The organism is Streptomyces spiralis, assembly GCF_014654675.1.
GTDB lineage: Bacteria > Actinomycetota > Actinomycetes > Streptomycetales > Streptomycetaceae > Streptomyces > Streptomyces spiralis.
The window spans coordinates 31,877-46,752 of record NZ_BNBC01000012.1 but is presented as its reverse complement, the minus strand read 5'-3'; the positions used below and the strand labels follow the sequence as shown (position 1 = coordinate 46,752).

Sequence of the window (14,876 nt, the reverse complement as noted above, 5' to 3'; positions counted from 1 at the left end):
CTCGCCCGGGCAGCAAGAAGGGGCGGCGCCCGGAGACCGGGTGCCGCCCCTCGCGCATGGCTCGGTCACGCCGTCAGCTTCGCCAGGGCCGCGTCGATGCGGGCCAGGGTCCTGTCCTTGCCCAGGACCTCCAGGGACTCGAAGAGGGGCAGGCCCACCGTGCGGCCGGTGACGGCGACGCGGACCGGGGCCTGGGCCTTGCCGAGCTTGAGGCCGTGGGCCTCGCCGGCGGCCAGGACGGCCTCCTTCAGGGACTCGGGGGAGGTCCAGTCCGCCGACTCCAGCTTCTCGCGGGCCGTCCGCAGAAGAGCGTCGCTGCCCTCCTTCATCGCCTTCGTCCAGCTCGCCTCGTCCTCGACCGGCTCGGGCAGGAACAGGAAGTCGACGTTGTCCGTGATCTCCGACAGCACCTTCAGACGGGTCTGCGCGTGCGAGGCGACGGCCTGCCACTTGGCCTCGTCGAAGTCCTCCGGGGCCCACGGGGCGAACGGGCCCTGCAGCCAGGGACGGCAGCGCTCCGTGAAGTCCTTCACATCGAGCATGCGGATGTGGTCGGCGTTGATCGCCTCGCACTTCTTCAGGTCGAAGCGCGCCGGGTTGGGGTTCACGTCCGAGATCTCGAAGGCCGCGACCATCTCCTCGACGGAGAAGATGTCCTGGTCGGCCGAGAGCGACCAGCCGAGCAGGGAGAGGTAGTTGAGCAGGCCCTCGGGCAGGAAGCCGCGCTCGCGGTAGAGGTTCAGCGAGGACTGCGGGTCGCGCTTGGAGAGCTTCTTGTTGCCCTCGCCCATCACGTACGGCAGGTGGCCGAACTCGGGGATGCGCTTCGCGATGCCCAGCTCGATCAGCGCCTTGTACAGGCCGATCTGGCGCGGGGTGGAGGAGAGCAGGTCCTCGCCGCGCAGGACGTGGGTGATCTCCATCAGCGCGTCGTCGACCGGGTTGACCAGCGTGTACAGCGGGGCGCCGTTGGCGCGGACGATGCCGTAGTCCGGCACGTTCTCCGGGGTGAACGTCAGCTCGCCGCGGACCAGGTCGGTGAAGGTGATGGTCTCGTCGGGCATCCGGAAGCGGACGATGGGCGTACGGCCCTGCGCCCGGTACTCCTCGACCTGCTCGGCACTCAGGTCGCGGCAGTGGCCGTCGTAGCCGGACGGCTTGCCGGCGGCGCGGGCGGCCTCGCGGCGGCTGTCCAGCTCCTCCTGCGAGCAGTAGCAGTGGTAGGCGTGGCCGGCGTCGAGCAGCTTCTGGGCGACGTCCTTGTAGATGTCCATGCGCTGCGACTGGCGGTACGGCGCGTGCGGGCCGCCGACCTCGGGGCCCTCGTCCCAGTCGAAGCCCAGCCAGCGCATCGCGTCGAGCAGCTGGTTGTACGACTCCTCGGAGTCGCGGGCCGCGTCGGTGTCCTCGATGCGGAAGACCAGGGTGCCCTGGTGGTGCCGGGCGAACGCCCAGTTGAACAGGGCGGTGCGGACCAGGCCCACGTGGGGGTTACCGGTGGGCGAGGGGCAGAAACGGACGCGTACGGGAGTGCCGGGTGCGCTAGCCACGCTTGACAACCTTGTTGGTGAGAGTGCCGATGCCTTCGATGGTGACGGCGACCTCGTCGCCGACGTTCAGGGGGCCGACCCCTGCCGGGGTGCCCGTGAGGATCACGTCGCCGGGGAGCAGCGTCATGGCCTCGGAGATGTTGACGATCAGATCCTCGATGGGGTGGATCATCTCGCTGGTGCGGCCCAGCTGCCGCTGCTCGCCGTTGACGGTGAGCTGGATGGTCAGGTCGGACGCGGCGGCCAGGCCGATGTCCGTCTCCACCCAGGGGCCCAGCGGGCAGGAGGTGTCGAAGCCCTTGGCCCTCGCCCACTGTTTCTCGCGCCGCTGGACGTCGCGGGCGGTGACGTCGTTGGCGCAGGTGTAACCGAAGATCACGTCCTGGACCCGGTCGCGCGGGACCTCGCGGCACATGCGCCCGATCACCACGGCCAGCTCGGCCTCGTGGTGCAGTTCCTCGGAGAAGGAGGGGTACTGGATCGGGTCGCCGGGGCCGATCACCGAGGTGGACGGCTTGAAGAAGGCGAACGGCGCGTCCGGCACCTCGTTGCCGAGTTCGCGGGCGTGCTCGGCGTAGTTGCGGCCGAAGGCCACGACCTTGTTGGGGAGCACCGGCGGCAGCAGCCGTACCTTGCTCAGCGGCACCTTGGTCCCGGAGAGCTCGAAGTCCGCGAACGGGATGCCCTTGATGATGTCGAGGACGAGCTCGTCCGGCTGGTCGCCCTCGACCGCGCCGAAGGCGACGTTCCCGTCGATGGAGAACCTGGCGATGCGCACGGGTTGCTTGGCCCCTTGACTGAGCTGGGAGGAGTCTGACGCTCCAGGCTAACGCGGGAGGGCTCCCCCACACCTCGCGCATTGCCGTGGGCGCGGGCCCGGACACGAAGGAGGGGCGCCCCGCTTCGTGGGGCGCCCCTGATCTCCGTACAACTCTCCGTACGGCCTGGCCGGCCGCGGTGAGCAACCCGCGCGGGGTGCGCGTACTACTCCGTGACGGAGGCCGCGACCGGGGCCTCCATGAGGACGGTGCGCCGGGGGTTGGCGGTCTGGGTGGGGAGGGAGACGGAATGCTCCGGCACGTCCGGCGTGTGCAGGACCTCGGCGTCCTCGAGGTGCGCCAGGGTCGTGCGCCGGGGGTTGGCTATGTTGCGGAACATCATCGTCGTCTTCACGGTTGTAAGAGACCTTGTCGTCTGCGGGCGCCTGGAGGGCCGTGCGAGCCCCCCGCCAGGGCGCGTTGTCGGTTTTGCCATCTCTGTAAAGCGTCAGGCTAAACATGCAATTCCCACCGCAGACGTGAAGAGCCCGTGATCCCCATGTGAGTTTGCTCACTGCCGCATTGACAATCCGGACAATTTCCAGCCGCACCGTAACCCAGCGAAACGGACATTGGCCCCCTGAAGCCACCATTCCGCTCCCGATCATGGCGACTGGGACACCTGAGGCAGCTCGTCGGCTCGTAGAGATATGTCCGGAATACAGGAGATCAATTTCCACTTCCCGTAACGCAGCCCTCACGCGGTGTCACGGAGGTCACAGCCTGACCCACATGCCTTGTTGGAGATCCTGCACTGTGCTGGAATGCCACGGACCGCCGCAGGATCGAGCCGGCGCGCAGGGGGCGCAACGCAGCGCCGAGTGGCGGCGAGAAGGGGGAACCAGCGCCGGTCACTCACGACCACCCGGGGAACGTTTTCAGGGCGTTCCCCACGACGCCGACACCGTCCTTCCGCTCGCGCGGAGGGGCGCCTGGTCCAGAGGTTGCGACGCTAGTGCAGGGACGTTTCAAGAGGGATGGCAGCGCTTCGGCGGAGCCGGAGTCGCACGACGGGACTGGCCCCATGAAGGGCAGCTCCTCGCCCCAGCACGCCCAGAACCCGGGCCCGGCCCCGTCCGGTGACAGCGGCGAGCGCCCCGGGCGTGCCGCCGCGGCCGGCCCGGCGGCGTCGGCGAGCCCCGCGCCGACGGTGAAGCCGGCCAAGAGCCCGGGCCCCGTCAGCACCGGCTCGCGGATCGCGATGCGCAACTGGCGCATCTCCACCCGCCTGGTCTCGCTGCTGGCGCTGCCCGTGGTCGCGGCGACCTCGCTGGGTGCGCTGCGCATCAGCCAGAACATGGACGACATCCAGCAGCTGGACAACATGAAGCTGCTGACGGACATGACCAAGCAGGCCACCGAGCTGGCGATGGCGCTCCAGGACGAGCGCGACCAGTCGGCCGGCCCGCTGTCCCACCCGTCCAGCGCGACCGCCATCGCCGTCAAGGGCTTCCGGGACAAGACCGACCGGGCCAAGGCCAACTTCCTCGACTCCTCCGAGGAGATCGACACCGCCAGCAAGGACGGCAACCTCCAGGGTGTCCGCGACACCATCGTCGGTCTCGCCAGCGAGCTCAACGGCCTCGGCAAGATCCGCAAGACCGCCTACGAGAACGAGGGCAACTCGGCCCGGACGGTCGAGGCGTACCACCGGCTCATCACCGAGCTGCTCGGCCTGTCGCAGGACATGGCCGAGGCGACCAGCAACCCGGAGATGATCCAGCGCACCCGCGCGCTGTCCGCCTTCTCGTCCGCCAAGGAGTACGCCTCCGTCCAGCGCGCCGTCATCGCGGCCGCGCTGCCCGCCAACAACACCAGCGAGGGCCACCTCTCCGAGAACGACCGTCTGTACGCGCAGTCGGCACTGGAGGGCCAGACCTCGGAGCTCAACAGCTTCCGCAACATCTACGGCAGCGGTGTCGAGGACCTCCTGCGGCCCATCGAAGAGGGCAACCCGACGATCAAGGCCGCGGACGTCTACGCCAAGCGAGCCCTGGACAGCGACAACGGCCTGGAGCAGCAGGACAAGCGCTCCTACCGCGACTGGGTCGACGACAGCTCGACCAAGATCCAGCAGATGAAGAACATCGAGCACACGCTGCTCGAGAACATGGAGCAGAAGGCCCGCGAGCTGCGCAGCTCCACCGAGCAGGACGCCATCATCTCCGGTGCGCTGATCCTCCTGGTCCTCGGTGTGTCGCTGGTCGGCGCCTTCGTCGTGGCCCGCTCCATGATCCGTTCGCTGCGCCGCCTGCAGGAGACCGCCACCAAGGTCGCCCAGGACCGCCTGCCCGAGCTGGTCAAGCAGCTGTCGGAGTCCGACCCGCAGGACGTGGACACGTCCGTGGAGTCGGTCGGTGTGCACTCCCGGGACGAGATCGGCCAGGTGGCCGCGGCCTTCGACGAGGTGCACCGCGAGGCGGTCCGCCTCGCCGCCGAGCAGGCCCTGCTGCGGGGCAACGTCAACGCGATGTTCACCAACCTCTCGCGCCGCTCCCAGGGTCTGATCCAGCGCCAGCTGTCGCTGATCTCCGAACTGGAGTCCCGCGAGGCCGACCCGGACCAGCTGTCCTCGCTGTTCAAGCTGGACCACCTCGCCACGCGTATGCGCCGTAACGGTGAGAACCTCCTCGTCCTCGCGGGTGAGGAGCCCGGCCGGCGCTGGACCCGCCCGGTCCCGCTGGTCGACGTGCTCCGCGCCGCCGCGTCCGAGGTGGAGCAGTACGAGCGCATCGAGCTGGCGTCCGTGCCGACCACCGAGGTCGCCGGCCGCGTCGTCAACGACCTCGTGCACCTGCTGGCCGAGCTGCTGGAGAACGCGACCTCGTTCTCCTCGCCGCAGACGAAGGTCAAGGTCACCGGTCACGCGCTGCCCGACGGCCGGGTGCTCATCGAGATCCACGACACCGGTATCGGTCTCTCCCCCGAGGACCTGGCGGCGATCAACGAGCGGCTCGCCTCGCCGCCCACCGTGGACGTCTCCGTCTCCCGCCGCATGGGTCTGTTCGTGGTCGGTCGTCTGTCGCAGCGGCACGGCATCCGCATCCAGCTGCGTCCGTCGGACTCCGGCGGTACGACGGCCCTCGTCATGCTGCCGGTGGACGTCGCCCAGGGCGGCAAGAAGCCCGGTCCCGGCAAGCCCGGTGGTCCGGCTGCGGGTGGCCCGGCGGCCGCCGCTGCCGCCGCCGGCGCGGCCGCGGCGCGACGCCAGAACGGCCAGGCGGGCGGCGGTGCGCTGGGCGCCGGAGGTGCCGGAGGTGCCGGCCGGCTCGGTGCCGGGTCCGCTCCGCGGGGCCAGGTCGGTGCCGGTCAGGGACCCCGGGCCGCGCTGCCCGGCACGGGCGGCCGGCAGGGCGGACCCGGTGCACCGGGTGGCCCGGGCGCGCCACGCGGACCGCAGGGTCCGGCGCAGCCGCAGCAGGGCCGTCCCGCTCCGGCGGGCGCGGGCGGCGGCTTCGGCGGCCGTGCGCCGGGTGCGCCGCAGGGCCTGCAGGCCGCGGGCGCCCCGCAGGGCTTCGGCGACGGCCGGCCCGCGGACGGCCGTCCGGGCTACGCCGACGGAGGCCGCCAGGACACCTTCGGCGGGGGCGCCCGGCAGGACACCTTCGGTGGTGGCCGGCAGGACGTCTTCGGCGGGAACGCGCCCGGTGGCGCGGCCCCGCAGCGTGCGGCCGGCGGCGAGCAGGGCGGGCAGCCGCAGCTTCCCGCCCGCGGTGGTCCGCGCGCGGAGCTGCCCGGTGGCAACCCGCAGCCGCGGACGCCGAGTTGGGGCAACGACAACGCGACGGGGCCGACCGCCCTGGACGCACCGCGCGGCCACGACGAGGCGGAGCAGGCGCAGACGTCCCGCATGCCGCGCATCGAGGACCACCAGGGTCCGGGCTCGACGGCCGAGATACCCGTGGTTCCCGCGTTCGACAACCGGCAGGGGGCGGCCGGTCCGGCGGACACCTCGTCGTTCCCCCGCCCCGACTTCGACGCCCCGCGGGCGGGTGCGAACGGCGGCCAGAACACCGGCCAGTTCCCCGCTCCCGGCGTGGGCGCCGGGCAGAACACGGGCCAGTTCGTGCGCTCGGACATCTTCGGTCCGTCCGCGCCGAACACCCCGCAGAACAACCCCTCGGACACGGGCCAGTTCACGGCGCCGCAGGCGTACGACAACGGCTCCACCGGCCAGTACGCGGCCCCGCAGGCGTACGACAACGGCTCCACCGGCCAGTACGCCGCGCCGCAGGCCTACGACAACGGCTCCACCGGCCAGTACCCGCAGCCCGGCTACGACGGCGGCAACACCGGTCAGTACGCCCTGCCCGGCCGTCAGGACCCCTCGTCCACCGGCCAGTTCGAGCGGCCGCAGGGCGGGCCGGCCGACTTCGGCGTCCCGCGCCGGCCGGCCCCGCAGCAGCAGGCCCCGCAGCAACAGCGTCCGGTCCGTCACGAGCCGGAGGCCCTGCCGCCGGCCACGGGCCCGGGCGACGGCCGTACCCCGCTGTACGACACCCTGGAGACCAACTGGTTCCGCGGTGAACGGCGGCCTGCGGACCGGCCGGCTCCGGCCGCCCCGCAGCAGCAGGCCCCCACGGGCCCCCAGCGTCCCGCCGCCTCTGCCTGGCGCACCTCGCCCAACGACGAACTCGTCCGTCAGGCGGAGCGCGTACGGCAGCCGGCCGCGGGCGGCGTCACCACCTCCGGCCTGCCGCGCCGGGTGCCCCGGGCGAACCTCGTCCCGGGCACGGCTCAGCAGCAACAGCACCAGAGCGGTCCGCAGGTCTCGCGTGCACCCGACGAGGTACGCGGCCGGCTGACCAATCTCCGTCGGGGCATCGCGCAGGGACGTCAGGCCGGTACCGGTCAGACGGGCAGCTTCCCGAGCCCCACTCACCAGCAGGAGCGTTAGTTGAGCCAGATGAGCCAGGCGGCACAGAACCTCAACTGGTTGATCACCAACTTCGTGGACAACACCCCGGGGGTGTCCCACACCGTCGTGGTGTCCGCGGACGGACTCCTTCTGGCGATGTCCGAAGGCTTCCCGCGTGACCGCGCGGACCAGCTCGCGGCGGTCGCGTCCGGCCTGACCTCGCTGACCGCCGGGGCCTCCCGGATCTTCGAGGGCGGCAACGTGGCGCAGACGGTCGTGGAGATGGAGCGCGGCTTTCTGTTCCTCATGTCCGTCTCGGACGGGTCGTCCCTGGCGGTGCTGGCCCACCCGGAGTGCGACATCGGCCTCGTCGGCTACGAGATGGCGCTCCTGGTCGACCGTGCGGGCGCGGTGCTCACACCCGACCTGCGCGCCGAACTACAGGGCAGTCTGCTCCACTGACCGGCCCCGGTACCACCCGTCTCACCAAATCACCGTCCGGCCGCCACAATCCCCCCACCGGCCCCGTCAGACGGCTTGCCCGACCGACTTGCTGTCCCGCCCGGAGGATTCATGACCCCGCCCACCGCCCATCATGATCCGTACGCCGAGCCGTACGGGGACGAGGGCGACCAGCCGCTGGTCCGTCCGTACGCGATGACCGGCGGCCGGACCCGGCCGCGCTACCAGCTCGCCATCGAGGCGCTGATCAGCACCACGGCCGACCCGGCAGCGCTGATGGGACTGCTCCCGGAGCACCAGCGGATCTGCCACCTGTGCCGCGAGGTGAAGTCGGTCGCCGAGGTGTCGGCGCTGCTCACCATGCCGCTGGGTGTGGCGCGGATCCTGGTCGCGGACCTGGCCGAGGCCGGTCTGGTGGCGATCCACCAGCCGGGCGGTGACGAGAACAACGGTGGCGCTCCGGATGTGACGCTGCTCGAAAGGGTGCTCAGTGGACTTCGCAAGCTCTGACGCGGGCCGGGCGACCACCTCGGCGAAGATCGTGGTGGCGGGCGGCTTCGGCGTGGGCAAGACCACGTTCGTCGGCGCCGTCTCGGAGATCAACCCGCTGCGCACGGAGGCCGTCATGACGTCCGCTTCGGCGGGCATCGACGACCTGACCCACACCGGGGACAAGACCACCACCACGGTGGCCATGGACTTCGGCCGTATCACCCTGGACCAGGACCTGATCCTGTACCTGTTCGGCACGCCCGGCCAGGACCGCTTCTGGTTCATGTGGGACGACCTGGTCCGCGGCGCCATCGGCGCGGTGGTCCTCGTGGACACCCGGCGTCTGGCCGACTGCTTCCCGGCGGTGGACTACTTCGAGAACAGCGGTCTGCCCTTCGTCATCGCCCTCAACGGGTTCGACGGCCAGCAGCCGTACACCCCGGACGAGGTCCGCGAGGCCCTCCAGATCGGGCCCGACGCGCCGATCATCACCACCGACGCCCGGCACCGCGCGGACGCCAAGTCCGCCCTGATCACGCTGGTGGAACACGCGCTGATGGCCCGCCTGCGGTAGCTCCGCTCCTCGTTCCGCACGGCACTCGAAGCCGAGCGCCTGCGCAAGTGCGCAGGTGCGTACGGCAGTTGCCGTAGCGACCGGCGTAGATGCACCGGGGCCGGCTGTGTCCTTTGACACGGTCGGCCCCGGTGTTCATAACGTTTCGGCAGAGGAATCGGGTGGTACGGCCACGCGTCGCGCACATCCGGTCTCACTGCGCGCACAATCACCCCGCCTTTTGGCGCGGCTCGCTCTTTATGACCGTTTTATCTGGGGCTTACATCACGCGGGACCTGCGGTTCCAACTGTTTGGAAGAGCGCATGTCGGCGTGCTGGAATGCCTGAACTGCCCCATAGTCAAGGACGTACTCACCAGTAGAGAGTCGTCCGCGGCGGACAGGGCTCTGAGAAAGTGCGGCACGACGTAGGTGCCGACCGCCGAGAGGTTGTTGGTCGAGTGAGGCGAAGCAAGAACGGCTCCGAGCCGTCGGCCCGGGGCAACTTCACCCCGCCGCCGCGCGGTGCGGCGCCCGCACACGTGCCCGGTTCGGAGTCGGCGGCCGCTCCCTCCCCCAGCGGGGGCCGTCTCTCCCCCCGCAACTGGCGGGTGCCCACCCGGCTGAACGCGATCCTGCTCATACCCGTGCTGGTCGGCCTCGTCATGGGCGGCTTCCAGGTCAAGAGCTCGATCAACACCTGGCAGGACGCCCAGGACGCCGAGAAGACCGCGCGCCTGGTGCGCGCCTCCCTGACCTACGCCGACGCCCTGTACAACGAGCGTGACATCTCCACCGCTCCCCTGCTCCAGGGCAAGGGCCCGAGCGACTCGACGGTCGCCCAGGCCCGGCAGCTGACCGACCAGGCCGCCCAGGGCTTCGACCAGGCCGCCAAGGACATGCCGCACAAGGCCGGTCTGGAGCGCCGGCTGAAGCTGTTCCGCGAGACCGAACCCGAACTCCAGACGCTGCGCGCCGCCGCGTACAGCTCCAAGCTGACCGGCGTGCAGACCGAGGAGGGCTACGTCAAGATCGCCCACCCGCTGATGGAGTTCGCCAACGAGCTCGGCCTGGGCACCGGCAACATCACCTCCTACGGCCGTACCGTCTACGCCATCTCCCTCACCAAGGCGGCCCTGTCCCTGGAGCGCTCGATCGGCATGCACATGCTGGTCAAGCCGGGTCCGGGCACGGGCAGCCTGGCCAGCCAGCGGGTGGCCCTGTCCTCCTACGCCTATCTGGAGGGCATCGCCTCCGAGGAGTACCTCGGCGGCGGCACGCAGGGCGACGCGGACAAGCTCCAGGCGCAGCAGCAGGAGATCCAGTCCAAGGCCGCCGAGATGGTCCGGCAGGCCAAGGCCAAGGACCCGAACTACGTCGCTCCGCCGTCCAACCCGACCGACATGGTCGCGACCCTCGCCTCGCTGAAGTCCACCGATCCCGCCGAGCGCGCCGGGCTCGCCGCGAAGGGCGTCACCGCGCAGAACTGGTGGGCGGTCAACACCCTCAAGTTCGACGCCTACCGCAAGATCGAGTCGGACATGGCCGACGTCGCGGTGAACGAGGCGGCCGGCATCGCAGACGACGCCAAGCAGTCGACGTTCATCACCGGCGCGGTCGTCCTGATCGCCCTGCTCGCCGCGTTCATCCTGGCCGGTCTGGTGGCCCGCCAGATGAGCCGCTCCATGCGCCAGCTGCGCAACGCCGCGTTCGGCATCGCCGAGCAGCGCCTGCCGATGCTGGTCGACCAGCTCTCGCGCACCGACCCCGGCCGGGTCGACACCCGGGTCACGCCGATCCCGATCACCTCCACCGACGAGATCGGCGAGGTCGCCCGCGCCTTCGACCAGGTCCACCGCGAGGCCGTCCGGCTCGCCGCCGAACAGGCCCTGCTGCGGGGCAACATCAACGCGATCTTCACCAACCTCTCGCGCCGCAACCAGTCGCTGATCGAGGGCCAGCTGACCCTGATCACCGACCTGGAGAACAACGAGGCCGACCCGGACCAGCTGGAGAACCTCTTCCGCCTGGACCACCTGGCGACCCGTATGCGCCGCAACGGCGAGAACCTCCTGGTCCTCGCCGGCGAGGAGCCCGGCCGCCGCTGGGACCAGCCGGTCCCGCTGGTCGACGTGCTGCGCGCCGCCTCCTCCGAGGTGGAGCAGTACGAGCGCATCGAGCTGTCCGGCGTCCCGGAGGCCGAGATCCACGGCCGCGCGGTCACCGACCTCGTGCACCTGCTGGCCGAGCTGCTGGAGAACGCCACCACGTTCTCCTCCCCGCAGACCAAGGTCCGCGTCACCGCGACCCGACTGCCCGACGGCCGGGTCATGATCGAGATCCACGACAAGGGCATCGGCCTGACCGCCGAGGACTTCGCGGACATCAACCACAAGCTGGCCAACCCACCCACCGTGGACGTGGCGATCTCCCAGCGCATGGGCCTGTTCGTGGTCGGCCGCCTCGCCGACCGGCACGGCATCCGCGTCCAGCTGCGCCCCTCCGGAGAGCAGGCCGGCACCACCTCCCTGGTCATGCTGCCGGACGCGATCACCCACGGCGGTGGCGGCGAGCAGACGCTGGAGCGCGACGAGTTCACCGTCTCGCAGATCATCCCGGAGCAGCAGTTCCAGGGCGAGGACTTCGCCCCGCTGCCGCCCATGCGCACGGCCGCCGAGCTCGGCTTCGACGACAGCCGCTACGCCGACGTCCCCGACGACATCCGCGAGCTGGACCCCGTCGGCCGCTCCCTCAAGCGCGAGGAGCGCCGGGCCGCCCTGGAGGCGCAGTCGCACGGCGAGGCGGTGGCGCCGCAGGCGCCCGAGAGGCCCGCGTACACCGAAGAGCCCTCCGGTCGGCAGCCCGCCTACGACACCGGCCAGGTGGCGTACCCCGAACAGAGCGGCGGCTACGACCAGCAGGCGTACGACGAGCGGCAGCAGACGGGGTACGACCAGCAGGGACAGCAGTCGTACGAGCAGGCGTACTACGCGCCGGACGCGGGCCTGCCGCAGAACGGCGCCTACGCGGCGAACGGTGGTTACCCGGACACCGCCTCCTACCCCGAGCCGGTGCAGGGCGAGCACGCCTCCACCCAGGCCGGCCCGGCGGAGCCGTACGCCGGCTACCAGGAGCAGCCCTACCAGGACGACTGGCAGCAGGCGGACGGCTTCCTCGGCGGCTACGCGGACCAGTACGCTCCGGAAACGGAATCGGTGCAGGCCGCTGACGGGAACGACGGTGACCGCGTAGGCTTCGACCGACCGGGACCGGCCTCCTCCGCCGCCCACGAGCTGACCGACGCCGGGTTGCCCCGCCGTGGTTCGACCACGAGCGGTTCGAACGGTGCGCGGCCCGTGCAGCAGCAGGCGCCGGCCCCCGCTGCGGAGAGCAACGGCGACAGCGGCTGGCGTTCGGCCAACGACGAGCGGTGGTCGCAGGCCGCGCAACTCCGGAAGCCCAAGGCGGGCGGAGTGACCTCCTCCGGCCTGCCGCGGCGAGTACCCAAGGCCAACCTGGTCGAGGGCACGGCGGAATCGACCCCGCAGGGCGGCCCACAGGTCTCCCGCGCCCCCGAGGACGTCAGGGGCAGGTTGAGCAACCTGCGCCGGGGCGTCCAGCGGGGACGCAGCGCAGGAAGTGAAAAGAACGGCCAGGCCACGAGGATTGAACACAGTGGTCCTGACAGCACCTACAACCAGGAGCGTTAGTGTGAGCCCGATGAGCCAGGCGGCGCAGAACCTGAACTGGTTGATCACCAACTTCGTGGACAACACCCCCGGGGTGTCCCACACCGTGGTGGTCTCCGCCGACGGACTCCTTCTGGCGATGTCCGAAGGCTTCCCCCGCGACCGCGCCGACCAGCTCGCGGCCGTCGCCTCCGGTCTGACCTCACTGACCGCCGGTGCCTCGCGCATCTTCGAGGGCGGCAGTGTGAACCAGACGGTTGTGGAGATGGAGCGGGGATTCCTCTTCATCATGTCCATCTCCGACGGGTCCTCGCTCGCGGTTCTCGCACACCCTGAGGCGGACATCGGTCTCATTGGGTACGAGATGGCCCTTCTGGTGGACCGCGCGGGCACGGTTCTGACCCCGGACCTCCGTGCGGAACTCCAGGGGAGCCTTCTCAACTAACAGACAGACCGTGCGTTTTGGTGTCCCGGGGCCGTAAGGTTTCGGGACGCGGCTTCCACACCGTTGGGTGCCCGGCGCAGTCGGAGGAGGAGTAAGAGTGGCAACACCCCCAGGCGGTTCGTCTTCGGGCAACTGGTCGTACGGCCCTGCGCAGGGCCACGGCGACGGCTCGTCGAACCCTTACGCCTTCCCCTCCGTCCCCCACCACCGGCAGCCGTACGCGCCACAGGGCCCCGGCCCGTCGCCGTACGACCAGCCGCCGGCGCCGCGCATCCAGCCGGTGCAGCCGCAGCGACGCACCCCTGAGCCCGCGCCCGCGGGCGCGACGAACAACCCCCTGGTCCGCCCGTACGCCATGACGGGCGGCCGCACCAGGCCGCGGTACCAGCTCGCCATCGAGGCGCTGGTGCACACCACGGCGCAGCCGCACCAGATGCAGGGCCAGCTGCCCGAACATCAGCGGATCTGCCATCTGTGCCGCGAGATCAAGTCGGTGGCCGAGATCTCGGCCCTGCTGACGATTCCTCTCGGCGTGGCCAGGATCCTCGTCGCCGACTTGGCGGAGGCGGGCCTGGTCGCCATCCATCAGCCCGGCGGCGACGAGAACGCCGGCGGCCAGCCAGACGTGACACTGCTCGAAAGGGTGCTCAGTGGACTTCGCAAGCTCTAGCGGAGGGCCGGTTTCTCCCAGTCGTTCCACCACCTCCGCGAAGATCGTGGTGGCGGGCGGCTTCGGCGTGGGCAAGACCACGTTCGTCGGCGCCGTTTCGGAGATCAACCCGCTGCGCACAGAGGCCGTCATGACATCCGCGTCCGCGGGCATCGACGACCTCACCCACACGGGCGACAAGACCACCACCACGGTGGCCATGGACTTCGGCCGTATCACCCTGGACCAGGACCTGATCCTGTACCTGTTCGGCACGCCCGGCCAGGACCGCTTCTGGTTCATGTGGGACGACCTGGTCCGCGGCGCCATCGGCGCCGTGGTCCTCGTCGACACGCGGAGGCTCGCCGACTGCTTCCCCGCCGTCGACTACTTCGAGAACAGCGGCCTGCCGTTCGTGATCGCCCTCAACGGCTTCGACGGCCAGCAGCCGTACAACCCGGACGAGGTCCGCGAGGCGCTCCAGATCGGGCCGGACACCCCGATCATCACCACCGACGCCCGGCACCGCGCGGACGCCAAGTCCACGCTGATCACTCTCGTGGAGCACGCGCTGATGGCGCGACTGCGGTAGCGCTCCGCGCACGGCCCGCGCAAGGGGCCCTCTCCCGACCCGGGAGAGGGCCCCTTGCCGTTCCCTTGCCGTTTTTCGTTCCCCCGGGCGCATGCGAAAGGGGCTCACCCGTGACGGGTGAGCCCCTTTCGGAGTCGTACGGCTCAGTGCCAGCTGTGCGGGGCGCGGAAGCCCTTCTCGCGCTCCAGACGGCGCCAGCCGGCCTTGGCGCGGCCGCGGTGGGACGGGGTCGTGTCGGCGGGGCGGGCCGCGGCACGGGCGAGGAGGACGGCCGTGATGGCGGCCACCTCCTCGGGCTCGGCGTGGCCCTTCTCGACGCGGATGTCAGGCGTGTCCATGGGATCAGTCTCCGTGGCTGAGGGTTCCGCGGGGTTGCCGCGGCGCGTCCACTGGGTTACGGGGGTCGCTGCGCTCACTGCGGGGGGTTGCCGTGCTTGCGGGAGGGCAGGTCGGCGTGCTTGGTGTGGAGCATGGCCAGGGACCGGATGAGGGTCTGGCGGGTGTCGGCGGGGTCGATGACGTCGTCCACGAGGCCGCGTTCGGCCGCGTAGTACGGGTGCATCAGCTCGGCCTTGTACTCCTTGACCATCTTCTGCCGCATGGCCTCGGGGTCCTCGGCCTGGGCGATCTGGCGGCGGAAGATGACGTTGGCCGCGCCCTCGGCGCCCATCACGGCGATCTCGTTGGTCGGCCAGGCGTAGGTGAGGTCGGCGCCGATCGACTGGGAGTCCATCACGATGTAGGCACCTCCGTACGCCTTGCGCAGGAT

At 70.7% G+C, this 14,876-nt stretch carries 13 protein-coding genes; 8 read left to right on the top strand and 5 right to left on the bottom strand.

Annotated features, from left to right (window positions below):
* Positions 1–65 precede the first annotated feature (65 nt).
* The 3 genes from gltX to IE318_RS14745 form a co-directional block, all read right to left on the bottom strand.
* Positions 66–1,550, bottom strand: coding sequence for a glutamate--tRNA ligase (gltX, locus tag IE318_RS14755; protein WP_189900491.1), 1,485 nt, complete (start codon positions 1,548–1,550; stop codon positions 66–68).
* Positions 1,543–2,328 carry a fumarylacetoacetate hydrolase family protein gene (locus IE318_RS14750; protein ID WP_030168414.1) on the bottom strand — a complete coding sequence of 262 codons (786 nt, stop codon included), beginning with the start codon at positions 2,326–2,328 and terminating at the stop codon, positions 1,543–1,545. The genes gltX and IE318_RS14750 overlap by 8 nt, the downstream gene beginning before the upstream one ends.
* A gap of 206 nt (positions 2,329–2,534) precedes the next feature.
* Positions 2,535–2,723: a hypothetical protein gene (locus IE318_RS14745; protein WP_189900489.1), complete on the bottom strand. Its 189-nt coding sequence runs from the start codon at positions 2,721–2,723 to the stop codon at positions 2,535–2,537.
* Between the two features lie 600 nt (positions 2,724–3,323).
* Between IE318_RS14745 and IE318_RS14740 the strand changes: the two genes are divergently transcribed.
* The 8 genes from IE318_RS14740 (at position 3,324) to IE318_RS14705 (ending at position 14,107) form a co-directional block, all read left to right on the top strand.
* On the top strand, positions 3,324–7,265 hold the full coding sequence (locus IE318_RS14740; protein ID WP_189900487.1) for a sensor histidine kinase: 3,942 nt from the start codon (positions 3,324–3,326) through the stop codon (positions 7,263–7,265).
* A gap of 9 nt (positions 7,266–7,274) precedes the next feature.
* Positions 7,275–7,688, top strand: coding sequence for a roadblock/LC7 domain-containing protein (locus IE318_RS14735; RefSeq protein ID WP_003973453.1), 414 nt, complete (start codon positions 7,275–7,277; stop codon positions 7,686–7,688).
* A gap of 111 nt (positions 7,689–7,799) precedes the next feature.
* Positions 7,800–8,198 carry a DUF742 domain-containing protein gene (locus IE318_RS14730; RefSeq protein ID WP_030168425.1) on the top strand — a complete coding sequence of 133 codons (399 nt, stop codon included), beginning with the start codon at positions 7,800–7,802 and terminating at the stop codon, positions 8,196–8,198.
* On the top strand, positions 8,179–8,754 hold the full coding sequence (locus IE318_RS14725; RefSeq protein WP_067301226.1) for a GTP-binding protein: 576 nt from the start codon (positions 8,179–8,181) through the stop codon (positions 8,752–8,754). The genes IE318_RS14730 and IE318_RS14725 overlap by 20 nt, the downstream gene beginning before the upstream one ends.
* A 439-nt stretch (positions 8,755–9,193) precedes the next feature.
* Positions 9,194–12,442 carry a sensor histidine kinase gene (locus IE318_RS14720; RefSeq protein ID WP_189900485.1) on the top strand — a complete coding sequence of 1,083 codons (3,249 nt, stop codon included), beginning with the start codon at positions 9,194–9,196 and terminating at the stop codon, positions 12,440–12,442.
* A 10-nt stretch (positions 12,443–12,452) separates the two neighbouring features.
* Positions 12,453–12,866, top strand: coding sequence for a roadblock/LC7 domain-containing protein (locus IE318_RS14715; protein WP_004983065.1), 414 nt, complete (start codon positions 12,453–12,455; stop codon positions 12,864–12,866).
* A 97-nt stretch (positions 12,867–12,963) separates the two neighbouring features.
* Positions 12,964–13,536 (top strand): DUF742 domain-containing protein, encoded by a 573-nt coding sequence (locus IE318_RS14710; RefSeq protein ID WP_030168440.1) that lies wholly within the window; start codon positions 12,964–12,966, stop codon positions 13,534–13,536.
* Positions 13,517–14,107, top strand: coding sequence for a GTP-binding protein (locus IE318_RS14705; RefSeq protein WP_189900483.1), 591 nt, complete (start codon positions 13,517–13,519; stop codon positions 14,105–14,107). The genes IE318_RS14710 and IE318_RS14705 overlap by 20 nt, the downstream gene beginning before the upstream one ends.
* Positions 14,108–14,250: 143 nt before the next feature.
* Here IE318_RS14705 and IE318_RS14700 read toward each other — a convergent pair whose 3' ends face one another.
* The gene (locus IE318_RS14700) at positions 14,251–14,445 is read right to left on the bottom strand and encodes an acyl-CoA carboxylase subunit epsilon (protein WP_030168449.1); all 195 of its coding nucleotides are present in this window, start codon (positions 14,443–14,445) and stop codon (positions 14,251–14,253) included.
* A 74-nt stretch (positions 14,446–14,519) separates the two neighbouring features.
* Positions 14,520–14,876: carboxyl transferase domain-containing protein (locus tag IE318_RS44880; RefSeq protein WP_308438572.1), on the bottom strand; the 357-nt coding region annotated here is incomplete at its 5' end.